This is a genomic window from Bariatricus massiliensis (assembly GCF_900086725.1).
Taxonomy (GTDB): Bacteria; Bacillota; Clostridia; order Lachnospirales; family Lachnospiraceae; genus Allocoprococcus; species Allocoprococcus massiliensis.
On sequence record NZ_LT574836.1, the window covers coordinates 432,122 to 447,733 of the forward strand.

Consider the following 15,612-nt stretch of genomic DNA (forward strand, 5'->3'; position numbering starts at 1 on the left):
AAAGGATTTCGGTTTTCTTTTAGCAAATCACAAGGCATATCGCCTAGTTTTCTAAGATTGGAATTAATGAGAAGCTGCACTTTTACGTCAAGTAAAGGAGCGAATATATGGGATTTTGCAGGGTGATTTCTGCGTCAGTGCAGGGATTTTGTGTGGAATTTGTGCAGGTGGAGGCCGACGTGAGCAATGGGCTTCCTGTGTTTCATATGGTGGGATATCTTTCTTCGGAGGTAAAAGAAGCGGCAGAACGGGTGAGAACTGCCATCCGTAATACAGGTATCCTGCTGCCGGCGAAAAAAGTGATTGTCAATATTTCTCCGGCAGACAGGCGAAAAAAAGGGACGGCGTTCGACCTTCCGGTGGCCGCCGCTGTGTTGGCCGCGCTGGAAGTAGTGCCTTCCGGGCAGTTTGACAAAGTACTGCTTTTAGGGGAGCTGGGGCTGGATGGAAGGCTGTGCCCGGTAGAAGGAGTGCTGCCCATCGTGATGGAAGCGGCAGGCCACGGATATGAGACGTGCATATTACCGGCTGCCAACATGAAGGAGGGGGCCTTGGCAGGAAGTATGGAGATATTAGGGGCTGAAAACCTTGCGCAGGTAATCGCGTGGGCAAGGGGGAAGAAGCCACTGAAAAGGCCCGAAAAAACAGCATGGGAAAATCATGTTCATGAGAGACAAGTATATGACATAGACTATAGTGATATTCAAGGACAAGAAGGGGTGAAGCGTGCCACCTTGGTGGCCGTTGCGGGAAATCACAATCTGCTCTATATCGGTCCGCCCGGTGCGGGGAAAACAATGATGGCCAAACGAGTCCCCACTATATTACCTGTGCTGACCAAGGAAGAGAGCATGGAGATAACAAAAATATACAGCGTGGCGGGAGGGCTGCGGCACGACAGCCCGATGGCGGTGCAGCGGCCTTACAGGGAGGTGCATCACACAGTGACCCGTCAGGCGCTTGCCGGAGGGGGGAGGATTCCATCCCCCGGCGAATGCACCCTCGCACACAACGGAGTCTTATTTTTGGATGAGCTGGCTGAATTTCCACGGCATGTGCTGGAAGCCCTGCGGCAGCCGTTGGAGGAGCGCAAGGTACGCCTTACGAGGCAGCGGGGAGCCTATGAGTTCCCGGCAGATTTCATGCTGGTGGCGGCAAGTAATCCTTGTCCCTGCGGTTATTATCCGGATTTGAACAAATGCACCTGCACGGACTATCAAGTACAGAGTTATTTGGGACGTGTCAGCCAGCCTTTCTTGGACAGGATAGATATCTGCTCGGAAGTTCCACGAGTGGGGTACGAAGCGCTTGCCGGTGCGAGTAAAGGACAGTGCTCTGCGAATATGCGCGCTCAGGTGGAAGCGGCAAGGGAACGGCAGCGTTACCGCTTTGCCGAGGAGTCCATCAGAACCAACACGCAGATGAATCAGGAACAGATTGAGAAATACTGTATGCTCACGCCGGCAGGAAAGAGGATGATGAGTCAGGCTTTTGAGATTATGGGACTGACGGCCCGGACTTACTATAAAACGCTGAAGGTCGCCAGAACGGCAGCTGATCTGGATGATACCGACACAATAAAGGAAGAACACTTGGCGGAAGCATTGAGCTACCGTACGATAGAGAAAACATTCGGAAAAGGATAGGAGGGGCAGAAGACTGACGATGCCAGAAAACAGAAGAGAAGAAGATTCATATGAGTATTGGCTTGCATGCCTGCACGGGGTAGGAAATCAGAAAAAGCGGTATCTAAGAGAACGGTGGAGAGGGGCCGCAGAGCTATATAATATAGAAGAAACAAGAATACGCTCAGAGGAGCTATTAGATGATAAAGAAATGGAAGCATTCCAAAAAAGCCGCAGAAATTGGAAAATCAAAGAAAATTATGAAAGATTCTGCGAGGGGGACATACGGTTCATACCCTATTATTCCGGCGAGTATCCGCAAAAGCTGAAGGAGCTGCCGGCAATGCCGTATGCGCTGTTTGTAAAGGGCCGGATCCCGGCGGCAGACTGCCCCGCAGCCGCCATTGTGGGGGCCAGAAGGTGCAGTGGGTATGGGGAGCAGATGGCTCTTTCTTTCGGGGAGGAGCTGGCGAAAAATGGATTCATCATCGTGAGCGGTATGGCGAAGGGAGTCGACGGAATCGCCCACAGGGGAGCGTTGAACGGTGGAGGACTCACCTATGCGGTGCTTGGCTGCGGCCCGGACATCTGTTACCCGAGGGAGAACAAAGGCTTGTACAGGGATATTCTGAAAAAAGGCGGGATTCTATCCGAATATCCGCCCGGTACGATGCCCCTGCCAATCCATTTCCCGGCCAGAAACCGCATTATCAGCGGCCTTTCTGATATCGTGCTGGTGATAGAAGCACGGGAGAGAAGCGGGTCACTGATTACGGCGGATATGGCGCTGGAGCAAGGACGGGACGTTTATGCCCTTCCCGGGCCGGTGACCAGCGAGCTGAGCAGGGGGTGCAATTGCCTGATTAAACAGGGAGCGGAGGTGCTTTTGAGCCCGGATGAACTGCTGCGGGAGAGCGGGATTTGGCAAAGAATATCGAAGAGCGATAACAGTAAAAATTCTCTTAAAAATAAAATAATGCTTGAAAGTACAGAAAATTTGGTGTATAGTAAGCTCGATTTGTATCCGAAAAGTAAAGAGAAGATTTTGCAAGAAACAGGACTTGGAGCGGCAGAAGTTATAAGGGCGCTGGTTGCTCTGGAGCTGAAAGGATATATTCATGAAATATCAAAAAACTACTATGTAAGGCATAAATGATAAAAGGACAGCATTAGTATGGAGGAGTATGTATGGCACGTTATCTAGTAATTGTGGAGTCACCGACCAAGGTGAAGACAATAAAAAAATTTCTCGGAAGTAATTACGTTGTAGTTGCATCCAACGGACATGTGAGGGATTTGCCGAAGAGTCAGCTTGGCATCGATGTGGAACACGATTTTGAACCAAAATATATCACAATACGCGGGAAAGGAGAGATTCTGGCAAATATCAGGAAAGAAGTAAAAAAGGCGGATAAGATTTATCTTGCAACTGACCCTGACCGCGAAGGTGAGGCGATTTCATGGCATTTGACAAAGGCGCTTAAGCTGGAAAATAAAAAAGTGTACCGTATTAGTTTTAACGAGATTACGAAAAATGCGGTAAAAGCATCGTTGAAGAACGCCAGAGAAATCGATATGGATCTGGTAGATGCGCAGCAGGCGAGGCGTGCCCTTGACCGTATTGTGGGGTACCGTATCAGCCCGATTTTATGGGCGAAGGTAAAGCGGGGATTAAGCGCAGGGCGTGTACAGTCGGTCGCTCTTCGTATTATTGCTGACCGCGAGGAAGAAATCAACGCATTTATACCGGAAGAGTATTGGTCATTGGATGCAAGCTTCAAAGTAGAGGGGGAGAAGAAACCTCTTCTTGCCAAATTCTACGGGACAAAAGATAAAAAAATAACGATACGGAATAAAGAGGAGCTGGATGAGATTCTCAAGGCGCTGGAGGGAGTATCCTACGAGGTTGCAGAGATTAAGCGTGGAGAGAGGACAAAGAAGGCGCCGCTTCCGTTTACTACCAGTACATTGCAGCAGGAGGCATCGAAAGCGTTAAATTTTGCTACTTCTAAGACGATGAGGATAGCCCAGCAGTTGTACGAAGGTATCGATATCAAAGGAAATGGTACCGTCGGTCTGATTACCTATCTGCGTACGGATTCTACCCGTATTTCCGAAGAGGCGGATGAGAGCGCCAAGGAATTTATCCGCCAGTCTTACGGGGATGAGTATGCGGCAGTGAAAGAAACTGTTAAAAAGAATGACGGTAAAAATATTCAGGATGCCCATGAAGCCATTCGTCCGTCCGATGTGACGAGAACACCGGCGGCTATGAAGGACTCATTGACAAGGGACCAGTTCAGGCTCTATCAGCTTATCTGGAAAAGATTTGTGGCAAGCCGTATGGCGCCGGCAAAGTATGAGACCACTTCTATTAAAATAGGGGCGGGAGAGTATCGTTTCTCCGTCTCCGCCTCAAAGGTAATCTTCGAAGGATTCCGTCAGGTGTATGTGGAGGCCGACGAAGAGAAAGAAGGAAGCAACCTGCTGATGAAGGGGCTGGACAAGGATTCACGCCTCACAAAGGAAGCATTTGATTATAAGCAGCATTTCACACAGCCGCCTGCACATTATACAGAAGCGGCGCTTGTAAAGACCTTGGAAGAGCTGGGAATTGGACGGCCAAGTACCTACGCTCCGACTATTTCCACAATCATTGCAAGACGGTATGTGGCAAAAGAGAACAAAAACCTTTACCTGACGGAGCTGGGAGAGGTAGTCAATAATATGATGAAGCAGTCTTTTGAAAGTATTGTCGATGTGAACTTTACCGCCAACATGGAAGGGTTGCTTGACATGATTGCCGAAGGCAAGGTGGAATGGAAAACGGTAATAAGCAATTTCTATCCGGATTTGGAAGAAGCGGTGGAGAAGGCAGAAAAGGAGCTGGAGACCGTAAAAATAGAGGATGAGGTTACCGATGTTATCTGCGAATTATGCGGACGGAACATGGTTATCAAATATGGCCCGCATGGACGTTTTCTGGCCTGCCCCGGATTCCCGGAATGTAAAAATACCAAACCGTATTTGGAAAAAATCGGCGTTAAATGCCCGAAGTGCGGAAAAGACATCGTGCTTCGCAAGACGAAAAAGGGTAGAAAATATTATGGATGTGAGGATAATCCGGACTGTGATTTCATGTCCTGGCAGAAACCGTCCGACAGGCCGTGCCCGAAGTGCGGGAATTTTATGGTAGAAAAAGGAAATAAATTGGTCTGCGGGGATGAAAAATGCGGTTATGTGGAAAATAAAAAAAATAATGAATAAATTCGTTGAGTTTATTAGAATTGTATGATAACATATTTTTATACACAATTTTTTGTTTATTTGTGTGCATAATTGCAACAATACCTGTGTGATGGAGCAGGAAGATAATTTTCATAGTTCAATGGAGGCAGAGATGAGCGTACAATTATTAGATAAAACCAGAAAAATCAACAAGCTGCTTCACAATAATAATTCCAGTAAAGTGGTGTTCAATGATATTTGTGAAGTATTGACGGAGATTTTGTTGTCAAACGTTCTTGTTGTCAGTAAGAAGGGAAAGGTACTCGGAGTCAGTGGATGCGCAGGGGTACCCGTGATTAAAGAACTGCTGAAAGGAGAAGTGGGCGGACATATAGATGAGATGCTGAATGAAAGATTATTGAGCATTTTGTCTACGAAAGAAAATGTTAACCTGCAGACACTGGGATTTACACCCGAAGTAGTCAAAGGGTATCAGGCAATCATCACACCGATTGACATTGCCGGCGAGCGTCTGGGCACCTTATTTATCTATAAGAAGAATGCTCTGTATGAGATAGACGATATTATTTTAAGTGAATATGGTACCACTGTGGTAGGGCTTGAAATGCTCCGCTCCGTAAATGAAGAGAGCGCGGAGGAGACGAGAAAAGAACAGATTGTGCAGTCTGCCATCAGTACACTTTCCTTCTCAGAATTAGAAGCCATCATTCATATTTTTGATGAGCTTGACGGGATGGAAGGAATCCTTGTGGCGAGTAAAATAGCTGACCGCGTGGGAATCACACGTTCTGTTATTGTAAATGCACTGCGCAAATTTGAAAGCGCGGGTGTTATTGAGTCACGTTCTTCTGGGATGAAGGGCACATATATTAAGGTCGTAAATGACTATGTGTTCAAAGAACTGGATAAAATAAAAAAAGAAAAGATGAGTTAAGTTCTTGAACGGAAGAAAAAGGGTGTCAGAAAATCTGATGCCCTTTCTTTTGGAAAAGACAGCAAGCACAGGAAAGGAGAAAGCAAAATGTACGATGGTGATAAAGCGGTACTCTCTATGATTCAATGTCAGGAGGAAGATAGAGAAATTGACGGGACAGTCTACAAATGTGCGGTAATAGAGTATCAGAAGGAACTGGAGCAGGTGCATCTGTTGATGCGTACAGGAGAGCTTACGGATATTTCTTTGGATGCGGTCTATGAATGCAGGATTCAGACACTTCAAGGGGAATCTGTGTGTACCGGAAGGATTAAGGAGCGCTATGAAAACAGAGCGGGAATGATACTGATTCTTCAGATCGTGAATGGATTTTATGAAATAAATGTAAAGTAATTATAAACTTTAAAAAGGATGTTGACAAATAAAAGTCATAGTGCTATTTTATATCTAGACAGTTTTTAGCACTCGTTTTAATTGAGTGCTAACAAAATAGAGAAACAAGGAGGAATCACAATGAAATTAGTACCATTAGGTGACAGAGTTGTATTAAAACAGTTAGTAGCAGAAGAGACTACAAAGTCCGGGATTGTATTGCCGGGACAGAACAAAGAGAAGCCGCAGCAGGCGGAAGTCGTAGCGGTAGGACCCGGAGGAATGGTCGACGGTAAGGAAGTTACAATGAATGTTGCTGTGGGAAATCAAGTTATTTATTCCAAATACGCAGGAACAGATGTAGAGGTGGACGATGAAGAATACATCATCGTTAAGCAGAGCGATATTTTGGCAGTAATTGAAAAATAATTTGAGAGGTGATTAGAAATGGCAAAAGAAATTAAATACGGCGCAGACGCCAGAGCAGCATTAGAATCAGGAGTAAACCAGCTTGCGGACACAGTCAGAGTAACGCTGGGACCAAAAGGAAGAAACGTAGTACTTGATAAATCTTTCGGAGCACCGCTTATCACGAACGACGGTGTGACAATAGCAAAAGAAATTGAATTGGAAGATGCTTTTGAGAATATGGGAGCACAGCTGATTCGTGAAGTTGCATCCAAGACAAACGACGTAGCAGGCGATGGCACCACAACGGCGACAGTACTTGCTCAGGCAATGGTACATGAAGGAATGAAGAATCTGGCGGCAGGGGCAAATCCGATTGTACTCAGAAAGGGTATGAAGAAAGCGACAGATGTTGCAGTTGAAGCAATTGCTAAAATGAGCAGCAAGGTAACAGGTAAGGACCAGATGGCAAGAGTCGCAGCCATTTCAGCCGGCGATGACGAAGTGGGTGAGATGGTTTCCAACGCTATGGAAAAGGTTTCCAACGATGGAGTCATCACGATTGAAGAATCAAAGACAATGAAAACAGAACTTGATTTAGTAGAAGGCATGCAGTTCGACCGTGGATATGTATCCGCATATATGTGTACAGACATGGAAAAGATGGAAGCAAATCTGGAAGATCCGTACATTCTGATTACAGATAAGAAGATTTCTAATATTCAGGAATTACTTCCGCTTTTGGAGCAGGTAGTACAGTCTGGCGCTAAGCTTCTTATCGTGGCGGAAGATGTTGAGGGTGAAGCTCTTACAACATTGATTGTAAATAAACTGCGCGGAACATTCAATGTAGTTGCTGTCAAAGCTCCTGGATATGGTGACAGAAGAAAAGCTATGCTTGAAGATATTGCGGTTCTGACAGGCGGACAGGTAATTTCCGATGAACTCGGTCTTGACTTGAAAGAGACAACTCTTGATCAGCTGGGCCGCGCGAAGTCCGTAAAGGTACAGAAAGAAAATACAGTGATTGTTGACGGTATGGGAGAGAAAGCTGCAATAGAAGCAAGAATCGGACAGATCAAGGCACAGATTGAAGAGACTACATCTGACTTTGACAGAGAGAAGCTTCAGGAGAGACTTGCCAAGCTGGCAGGCGGTGTAGCGGTTATCCGTGTAGGCGCTGCTACTGAGACAGAGATGAAGGAAGCAAAACTCCGCATGGAAGACGCATTGGCGGCTACAAAAGCGGCAGTAGAAGAAGGCATCGTTGCAGGTGGTGGTTCCGCTTATATTCACGCGGCTAAAGAAGTAGAAAAGCTTGCGGACACACTGGACGGCGACGAAAAGACAGGAGCCAAAGTAGTCCTCAAGGCTCTGGAAGCCCCGCTTTACCACATCGTAGCAAATGCAGGACTTGAAGGCTCTGTAGTTATCAACAAAGTAAGAGAGTCTGCAGAGGGCGAAGGTTTTGACGCATATACAGAAGAATATGTAAACATGGTAACGGCAGGTATCCTTGACCCTGCAAAGGTTACAAGAAGTGCACTGCAGAACGCTACAAGTGTTGCTTCCACATTGCTTACAACAGAATCTGTTGTGGCTAACATCAAAGAAGATATTCCGGCCATGCCGGCAGGCGGCGCTCCGGGAATGGGCATGATGTAAATAGTACGGTCAATGAAAGATTATGAAAAATTTGAAAACTCCTCGCAAGAGGAGTTTTCTTTTTGTATTAAAGATGTTACAATAAATAGAAACAAACAAAAGATTGCGGAGGTTTGGTATGAGTGATTTTTATACAGAACAATTGGTTAAAAGAAAGACGCCCGGAAGTGCGGCCGCGCTGAAAGTGCTGCTCATTTTAGTGACAGTACTCAGCGTTGCGCTGGTCTTCATTATACCATTTGCCATTATAGCACCGGTCATCATGGTCTGTGTCGATTTCTTTTTGTTCAGGAATATGGATTTAGAGTACGAGTATCTGTATGTGAACGGGAATCTTGATATCGATAAGATTATGGCCAAGGCTAAGAGAAAAAGAGTGTTTGAGATGAATGTCAATGATATGGAAGTAATCGCACCGGCAGGAGCGCCGGAGCTCAGACAGTATCAAGGACTCAAATCTGAGAATTACAGTTCCTGTACGGCAGGAGCAAAGCTTTATGAAATGGTCGTCATCCAGAACGGCACAAAGAAAAGAATCATATTTGAGCCCAATTCGGTAATTCTTGACGGCCTTCGTATGCTGGCTCCGAGAAAAGTATTTCTTTCATAGGAGAATTGAAAAAGGGGTTGACACCCGACTGCGTTCTATTGTATGATAACGGATAAAATATATGTTTACTTACGAGAAAGAGAGGAAGAAAAAATCATGGGAAAGATTATCGGAGAAGGAATTACATTTGATGATGTACTTTTAGTACCGGGTTATTCAGAAGTGATTCCGAATCAGGTAGATTTGTCAACTTATCTGACAAAGAACATTAAATTAAACATACCAATGATGAGCGCGGGGATGGACACAGTCACGGAACATAGAATGGCCATTGCGATGGCGCGTCAGGGCGGCATTGGTATTATTCATAAAAACATGTCTATTGAGGCTCAGGCCGAAGAAGTCGATAAGGTAAAGCGTTCTGAGAATGGGGTAATCACAGATCCGTTTTATCTTTCACCAGAGCATACGCTGGCGGATGCCAATGAATTGATGGCGAAGTTCCGCATCTCGGGTGTGCCGATTACAGAAGGGAAGAAGCTGGTCGGCATCATCACAAATCGTGATTTAAAGTTTGAAGAAGATTTCTCAAAGAAAATTAAAGAATCTATGACATCGGATGGCCTGATTACGGCGCCGGAGGGTATTACTTTGGAGGAAGCCAAGCAAATTCTTGCAAAGGCCAGAAAAGAAAAACTTCCGATTGTGGACAAGGACGGCAACTTAAAGGGACTTATCACAATCAAAGATATTGAGAAGCAGATTAAATATCCGCTGTCCGCAAAGGATTCTCAGGGACGCCTGCTCTGCGGAGCGGCCATTGGTATTACCGCCAATTGTCTGGAGCGTGCGGAGGCACTGGTGAATGCCAAGGTTGATGTTGTAGTGCTCGATTCTGCCCACGGACATTCTGCGAATGTACTTCATACGGTGGATATGATTAAGAGTAAATTCCCAGAACTGCAGGTGATTGCAGGAAACGTTGCCACAGGTGAGGCTGCGGAGGCTCTTATTAAGGCAGGAGCAGATGCGGTAAAAGTCGGCATTGGCCCGGGATCAATCTGTACAACACGAGTTGTAGCGGGAATTGGGGTTCCTCAGATTACTGCGGTAATGAACTGTTATGAAGCTGCCAACAAATATGGGGTGCCAATTATCGCCGACGGTGGAATCAAATACTCAGGCGATATGACAAAGGCCATCGCTGCGGGAGCGAATGTCTGCATGATGGGAAGTATTTTTGCCGGATGTGATGAAAGCCCGGGAACTTTTGAATTGTATCAGGGAAGAAAGTATAAAGTGTATCGTGGCATGGGTTCTATCGCGGCTATGGAGAACGGAAGTAAAGACCGTTATTTCCAGAGCGACGCAAAGAAATTGGTTCCTGAAGGGGTAGAAGGACGTGTGGCCTATAAGGGAACGGTGGAAGATACGGTGTTCCAGCTCATGGGCGGCCTGCGTTCCGGTATGGGATACTGCGGCGCGGCGGACATCGAGACTTTGAAGGAGAACGGACAGTTTGTTAAGATTTCTTCCGCATCTTTGAAGGAAAGCCATCCTCATGATATTCATATCACAAAAGAGGCTCCGAACTATAGTGTAGATGAGTAAGTAGAATGAAGCAGTTTATAAGGGTGTCGCAAAATCATCAAAATAGATGATTGAGCGATACCCTCTTATTTTTGAGGCAATTGGAGGATAAAAGTTTAAGAAAATTCTAATGAATTGTTCAATAACTCTTCACCGATTATATGATAAGATATATTATGTGCTGATCAAGTTGGATGGAGGCCGCAAGAAAGCCTTTAGGGACGGCACATAATCTAAACGGAAGATGGATGAGTAGTTATGGGGTACAGAAGAAATAGGGATATGTTTACAGCCAGACGGGATGGTAAAAGCTATTATACAAACAGACAGCGTAAAAAGTTGAGAAAATATATGATTCTAGGTGGAATCATACTGGCTGTTTTGACCATACTGCTTGTTGTAGTTAAAATTGTCAAACCATTGTTTTTTGAGTCCGATAAATATGTGGAGCTTTCGGACAGTGAGATTACGGCAGCAAAGCCGGAATTGAATGTACAGCTTTTGGACGTGAATGAGTATTCAAGGCCGGGGAATGAGGCCGATAAGATTACCGGAATTGTAATCCATTATACGGCGAATCCCGGGGCTACGGCAAAGCAGAACAGGGATTATTTTAATGGGCTTAAAGACAGCCACGAGACAAAGGCAAGCAGCCATTTTATCATAGGTCTGGACGGGGAGGTTATTCAATGTGTGCCAACCTGGGAAATTGCCTATGCATCCAATGACAGGAATCATGATACGGTATCCATTGAGTGCTGCCATCCGGACGAGAGCGGCAGATTCAACAAAGAGACTTATCAGTCCATGGTGCAGCTCACTGCATGGCTTTGCCAAAAATTTAAGTTAGATGAAAACGATGTAATCAGACACTATGATGTTACTGGCAAAAATTGTCCCAAATATTTTGTGGAGGATGAAGAGGCTTGGAATGAATTTAAGGACAATGTAAAAAGAGCGCTTGAGAAGGCATCTTGATTGTTTTCATATTCCCTATTGATAAAGGACTTTAGTCTCTGGTATAATACCCAATGGAAGTTATAGAAAATTCCACATGACTAAAATACATATGCCTAGAAAAGAGGGATTTACATAATGAATGATTTAGAGATGTTCAGAGAAGAGCTTGCCCACTGTGACGATAAGCTTTTGGATGCACTGATGGAGCGTTATACTATAATAGAAAAAATCATGGTCTATAAAGAGCAGTATGGTATGCCGATTCTTCAGCCTGCACAGGAGGAAAAGCAGAAACGTCAGATGTTGAAGAAGCTGCACAGCAACAAGCACAGGGAAGAAATCTATGATGTGTTTGAAAGCATTATGCGCAACAGCAAGAAGATACAGGCGAGGAAGCTCTTTGACTATAATATTGTGCTGATAGGATTTATGGGTGCGGGAAAGAGTACGATTTCAGATTATTTGAGCGCTATGTTCGCCATGGATGTGGTGGAGATGGATCAGGTCATTGCAGAGCGGGAGGAGATGAGTATCTCCGATATTTTTGAGACATACGGAGAAGAATACTTTCGGACGAGGGAGACCGAACTCTTGATAGAGATGCAGGCCAGACAGAATGTGATTGTCTCATGTGGCGGAGGGGTCGCCATGAGAGAACGCAATGTCGAGGAGATGAAGAAGAATGGCCGCGTAGTCCTTCTAAAAGCTGCGCCAGAAACCATTTTGAACAGAGTGAAGGATAGTGACGAACGCCCGCTTCTTAACGGGCATAAGAATGTAGAATACATTGAGAATTTGATGGAAGCAAGACGTGATAAATATGAAGCAGCCGCAGATATCATAGTACATACGGACAATAAGACGGTGCTGCAGATATGCGAAGAATTAATTCAGAAGCTGCTGGAAATGGATGGGGAGTATGTTTAAGATTTTTTATCCGGACGATTATAAGGCGTCCACCTATTTGATTGACTTTGAAGATTTATATCATCTGGGATATAGAGGCTTGATTTTTGATATAGATAATACACTGGTACCCCACGGAGCGCCTGCTGATGTGCGTTCTATGGCTCTGTTCGGCCGGTTGAGGGACATTGGTTTCGATACCTGCCTTATTTCTAACAATCAAGAGCCAAGGGTGAAGCCCTTTGCCGAGAGTGTGAAAAGTAAATACATTTTTAATGCACACAAGCCCTCCACGAAGAATTATAAAAAGGCGATGGAGCTGATGGGAACTGAAAAGGACACCACCATCTTTATCGGCGATCAACTTTTTACGGACGTCTGGGGAGCAAAACGTACAGGAATCATGAGTATTCTTGTTAAGCCGATTCATCCCAAAGAAGAGATACAGATTGTTTTAAAAAGATATTTGGAGAAGATTGTGTTACATTCATATAAAAAAAGTAAGAAAAAGAAATAACAGGCAGGCCGCCTGTTATTTCTTTATTCTATATTTCCAAATAAATGCTTTCCGGTACAGGCATATTCACTGCTGCTGTCAAGAAGTCCTTTGATTTCCGACTCCGTAAGCGGCCTTTTTACTTTAGCCGGGCTGCCCATAACCAACATACCGTCAGGTATTTGTGTGTGTTTCGTGACAAGACTGCCGGCAGCAATCAGGCAGCGGCGGCCGACGACCGCTCCGTCCAGAATAATAGCCCCCATACCGATTAGCGACTCGTCGCCAATCGTGCAGGCATGGATTACGGCATTATGGCCTATCGTAACTCTGTCTCCGATAACGGTGGGTGAGTCGGTACTTGTATGGACAGTACAGTTTTCTTGGATATTTGTACCGGAGCCTACGGTAATGGGCGCATCGTCCCCGCGGAGGACTGAATAGTAGAAGATACTAGTATTTTCACCAATAGTAATATCGCCGACAATCACGGACTGTGGGGCTATGTGTGCAGTAGGCGCTATTTGTGGAATCTGGTTATTCGTCATATTTTATACTCCTTTTTAATTACTGATTATAGTATACAGAGGAGAGCCGGCAAATACAAGACTGTCCATGTGGCAAAATTAAGAAGAGAGACCCATTAAAAGTGTGGGCCTCTCTTTTTGGAATATCCTATTATTAAATTATAGATAGTCATGTTTTTCCAGAATATTGAGGATATTACGTCCTTCTTCTGTTCCTTCGATAATTCTTCGTGCGCGGACGCTGTCACCGATATTCATGATTTCAACGTCTTTATCTTCAAATTCATCGCGTATTTGTTCGAGAATCGGAGCGTTTGCTTTCATGCCAAGGCAGACGAAGCCGTAGTCGAAGGGCATTTCTTCTTCATTGCCTTCTGGATTTTTTACGAGGAAGCAATCGGGTCTTACTTCAAGAAGGGCTGTGTTCGGGCATTGCTTTACACCGTGCTTCTCCATCAAGGTGAAAGTCCCGACCTTGGATACCGGATCGATGCCGTTTCCTATGGCCGGCATCATCTCTACAATGCTGACATCCGCGCCTCTGGGAGCGAAGAATTCCACGACATCAAGTCCCACGGCGCCGCCGCCGATGACTACGACCTTCTTGTCTTTCATATCTTCCGGATACTCATCCACATGGGCAATCATATTTAAAATGGACGATACTTTGCTTTCTTCTTTGTCTATGTTTTCGTGCAGCCCCTTGATTGGCGGGAGAAGAGGGTTTGAACCGGTGGCGTTTACGATGATATCAGGATTCATGCTCTTTACCATTTCTATAGATGCCTCAGTTCCTGTAAATATAAATAAGTTGTGGAGCTTATTTGCACGATGGATTAAATAGTTGGGAAAGTCGGCAAGTCTTTTTTTATCCGGGATTTGAGAAATAACCGCTGCCAACCCGCCTAATTGTGGTTTCCGCTCAATAAGAAACGTAGTACAGCCTACTTCTGCGGCGGTACACGCAGCTTCTAAGCCAGCGGTTCCTCCGCCTATAACAACAACATTGCAAGGTTTTAAGATTCTTCTCTTTTTATAGTCCTCACCGCCGTTGACGGAAGGATTCACTGTGCAGCGGATAGGGCGGTTGATGCCGATGCGGTGGCCTGCGCAGCCGATATTACAGGATATACATTTGCGAATGTCCGCCTCGTCACCGAATTCTACTTTATTTACCCATTCTGGATCTGCAATAAGTCCACGGCCCATACCGATTAAGTCTGCGTCACCTTTCGCTAGAATGTCTTCCGCCACTTGTGGATCGCGAATGTTGCCCATAGTCATGCAGGGCTTGCCGTACCGCTCTTTGACTGCCTTAGCCATGTAAGAACGCCAGCCGTCCGGCAGATAATTGGCGTCGATCTGATACTGTATGGAGCCGTTTAATCCGGCGGACACATCAAAGACATCCACTTCTTCTTGAAAATACTGTAGGTAATCAAGGCAATCATCCAATGTATTTCCGCCTTCTAGGAATTCATCGGCACTGATACGGACAAAAATAGGGAAGAATGGACCTACCTGTCTGCGGACTTCCTCAATGACCAGTTTGGCGAACCGGGTACGGTTCTCGGCGCTGCCGCCGAATTCATCGGTCCTCTTATTTGTGAGAGGAGAGATGAACTGACTGATTAAATAAGAGTGTCCCGCATGGATTTCTACAGCGTCAAAGCCTGCTATCTGTGCCCGTTTGGCCGCTTCGCCGTATTTTTTTACTATTTGATAGATTTCTTCTTTTGCAAGTGGGCGGGGAATCTCGCCCCCGTCTTTTGACGGGATATTGGAAGCAGAAACAGGCTGCATATTCGTTCTCGCAGATTGGGCGGAAGCTCCGGCATGATTGATTTGAATTGCGATGCAGGAACCGTGTTTGTGTACCGTCTCACATAATTTAAATAATCTTGGGATATAATTGTCATGGTCGATGCGAAGCTGCGTAGTTCCGTTGGATCCCTGAGGAGAGTCCACACTGGCATTTTCCACAATCAGAAGGCCGGTGCCGCCTTTTGCGCGCTGCTCGTAATAATTGATGTGAAGAAAACTCATCTCACCATTTTGTTCACCATAGTTCGTGCCCATGGGTGTCATGACCACTCTGTTCTTCAGTGTCATATGTTTGATGGTAAGCGGTTGAAAAATGTGTTTGTATTTACTTTTCATAAGAAAATCCCTCCGTGAAATCATATGGTTTCGCGAGGCTGCCGGAAACAGGCTTGGGCATACCTTTTTCCTTTGCCTTATTATAACGGGGAAAGGGCAAAAAAACAAATTGAAAATTTACTGAAAAAGCATAGAAAATACCTATAAATTGTGCTATGTTATGTTTAGGA

At 45.3% G+C, this 15,612-nt stretch carries 14 protein-coding genes; 12 read left to right on the forward strand and 2 right to left on the reverse strand.

Features of this window, described 5'->3' with window-relative positions; all coding sequences use genetic code 11:
• The first annotated feature begins 107 nt into the window (after positions 1-107).
• From BN6465_RS03685 to BN6465_RS03740, 12 genes are all read left to right on the forward strand, one after another.
• Entirely contained in the window at positions 108-1,646 is a 1,539-nt protein-coding gene (locus BN6465_RS03685) for a YifB family Mg chelatase-like AAA ATPase (protein ID WP_066731803.1), read from the forward strand.
• Between the two features lie 19 nt (positions 1,647-1,665).
• Positions 1,666-2,781 carry a DNA-processing protein DprA gene (gene dprA / locus BN6465_RS03690; protein WP_066731805.1) on the forward strand — a complete coding sequence of 372 codons (1,116 nt, stop codon included), beginning with the start codon at positions 1,666-1,668 and terminating at the stop codon, positions 2,779-2,781.
• A gap of 32 nt (positions 2,782-2,813) precedes the next feature.
• Complete coding sequence (topA, locus tag BN6465_RS03695) at positions 2,814-4,892, forward strand: type I DNA topoisomerase (protein ID WP_066731807.1); 2,079 nt, start codon at positions 2,814-2,816, stop codon at positions 4,890-4,892.
• Between the two features lie 133 nt (positions 4,893-5,025).
• Positions 5,026-5,808, forward strand: a complete 783-nt coding sequence (codY, locus tag BN6465_RS03700; RefSeq protein WP_066732762.1) for a GTP-sensing pleiotropic transcriptional regulator CodY — start codon at positions 5,026-5,028, stop codon at positions 5,806-5,808.
• 87 nt (positions 5,809-5,895) lie between these two features.
• Positions 5,896-6,201, forward strand: a complete 306-nt coding sequence (locus BN6465_RS03705; protein WP_066731809.1) for a hypothetical protein — start codon at positions 5,896-5,898, stop codon at positions 6,199-6,201.
• 120 nt (positions 6,202-6,321) lie between these two features.
• Positions 6,322-6,609 carry a co-chaperone GroES gene (locus BN6465_RS03710; protein ID WP_066731811.1) on the forward strand — a complete coding sequence of 96 codons (288 nt, stop codon included), beginning with the start codon at positions 6,322-6,324 and terminating at the stop codon, positions 6,607-6,609.
• A gap of 18 nt (positions 6,610-6,627) precedes the next feature.
• On the forward strand, positions 6,628-8,253 hold the full coding sequence (gene groL, locus BN6465_RS03715; protein ID WP_066731812.1) for a chaperonin GroEL: 1,626 nt from the start codon (positions 6,628-6,630) through the stop codon (positions 8,251-8,253).
• Positions 8,254-8,371: 118 nt separating this feature from the next.
• Positions 8,372-8,863 (forward strand): DUF6106 family protein, encoded by a 492-nt coding sequence (locus BN6465_RS03720; RefSeq protein ID WP_066731816.1) that lies wholly within the window; start codon positions 8,372-8,374, stop codon positions 8,861-8,863.
• 96 nt (positions 8,864-8,959) lie between these two features.
• Positions 8,960-10,414, forward strand: coding sequence for an IMP dehydrogenase (guaB, locus tag BN6465_RS03725; RefSeq protein WP_066731818.1), 1,455 nt, complete (start codon positions 8,960-8,962; stop codon positions 10,412-10,414).
• 237 nt (positions 10,415-10,651) lie between these two features.
• The gene (locus tag BN6465_RS03730; protein WP_227183192.1) at positions 10,652-11,371 is read left to right on the forward strand and encodes a peptidoglycan recognition protein family protein; all 720 of its coding nucleotides are present in this window, start codon (positions 10,652-10,654) and stop codon (positions 11,369-11,371) included.
• Positions 11,372-11,488: 117 nt separating this feature from the next.
• Entirely contained in the window at positions 11,489-12,280 is a 792-nt protein-coding gene (locus BN6465_RS03735) for a shikimate kinase (protein WP_066731822.1), read from the forward strand.
• The gene (locus BN6465_RS03740) at positions 12,273-12,776 is read left to right on the forward strand and encodes a YqeG family HAD IIIA-type phosphatase (protein WP_066731824.1); all 504 of its coding nucleotides are present in this window, start codon (positions 12,273-12,275) and stop codon (positions 12,774-12,776) included. The genes BN6465_RS03735 and BN6465_RS03740 overlap by 8 nt, the downstream gene beginning before the upstream one ends.
• Before the next feature lie 23 nt (positions 12,777-12,799).
• Here the strand turns inward: BN6465_RS03740 and BN6465_RS03745 are convergent, their stop codons facing one another.
• Both BN6465_RS03745 and BN6465_RS03750 read right to left on the reverse strand, forming a co-directional pair.
• Entirely contained in the window at positions 12,800-13,303 is a 504-nt protein-coding gene (locus BN6465_RS03745) for a gamma carbonic anhydrase family protein (RefSeq protein ID WP_066731825.1), read from the reverse strand.
• Positions 13,304-13,441: 138 nt separating this feature from the next.
• Positions 13,442-15,442: an oxidoreductase gene (locus tag BN6465_RS03750; RefSeq protein WP_066731826.1), complete on the reverse strand. Its 2,001-nt coding sequence runs from the start codon at positions 15,440-15,442 to the stop codon at positions 13,442-13,444.
• Positions 15,443-15,612 lie beyond the last annotated feature (170 nt).

Excerpts from the sequence above, each read along its gene's own strand:
- BN6465_RS03735 (WP_066731822.1), top strand. The coding sequence starts at position 11,489 with ATGAATGATTTAGAGATGTTCAGAGAAGAGCTTGCCCACTGTGACGAT.
- BN6465_RS03740 (WP_066731824.1), top strand. The coding sequence starts at position 12,273 with ATGTTTAAGATTTTTTATCCGGACGATTATAAGGCGTCCACCTATTTG.
- guaB (WP_066731818.1), top strand. The coding sequence starts at position 8,960 with ATGGGAAAGATTATCGGAGAAGGAATTACATTTGATGATGTACTTTTA.
- BN6465_RS03710 (WP_066731811.1), top strand. The coding sequence starts at position 6,322 with ATGAAATTAGTACCATTAGGTGACAGAGTTGTATTAAAACAGTTAGTA.
- topA (WP_066731807.1), top strand. The coding sequence starts at position 2,814 with ATGGCACGTTATCTAGTAATTGTGGAGTCACCGACCAAGGTGAAGACA.
- dprA (WP_066731805.1), top strand. The coding sequence starts at position 1,666 with ATGCCAGAAAACAGAAGAGAAGAAGATTCATATGAGTATTGGCTTGCA.
- BN6465_RS03745 (WP_066731825.1), bottom strand. The coding sequence starts at position 13,303 with ATGACGAATAACCAGATTCCACAAATAGCGCCTACTGCACACATAGCC.
- BN6465_RS03705 (WP_066731809.1), top strand. The coding sequence starts at position 5,896 with ATGTACGATGGTGATAAAGCGGTACTCTCTATGATTCAATGTCAGGAG.
- BN6465_RS03730 (WP_227183192.1), top strand. The coding sequence starts at position 10,652 with ATGGGGTACAGAAGAAATAGGGATATGTTTACAGCCAGACGGGATGGT.
- groL (WP_066731812.1), top strand. The coding sequence starts at position 6,628 with ATGGCAAAAGAAATTAAATACGGCGCAGACGCCAGAGCAGCATTAGAA.
- BN6465_RS03720 (WP_066731816.1), top strand. The coding sequence starts at position 8,372 with ATGAGTGATTTTTATACAGAACAATTGGTTAAAAGAAAGACGCCCGGA.
- BN6465_RS03685 (WP_066731803.1), top strand. The coding sequence starts at position 108 with ATGGGATTTTGCAGGGTGATTTCTGCGTCAGTGCAGGGATTTTGTGTG.
- codY (WP_066732762.1), top strand. The coding sequence starts at position 5,026 with ATGAGCGTACAATTATTAGATAAAACCAGAAAAATCAACAAGCTGCTT.
- BN6465_RS03750 (WP_066731826.1), bottom strand. The coding sequence starts at position 15,442 with ATGAAAAGTAAATACAAACACATTTTTCAACCGCTTACCATCAAACAT.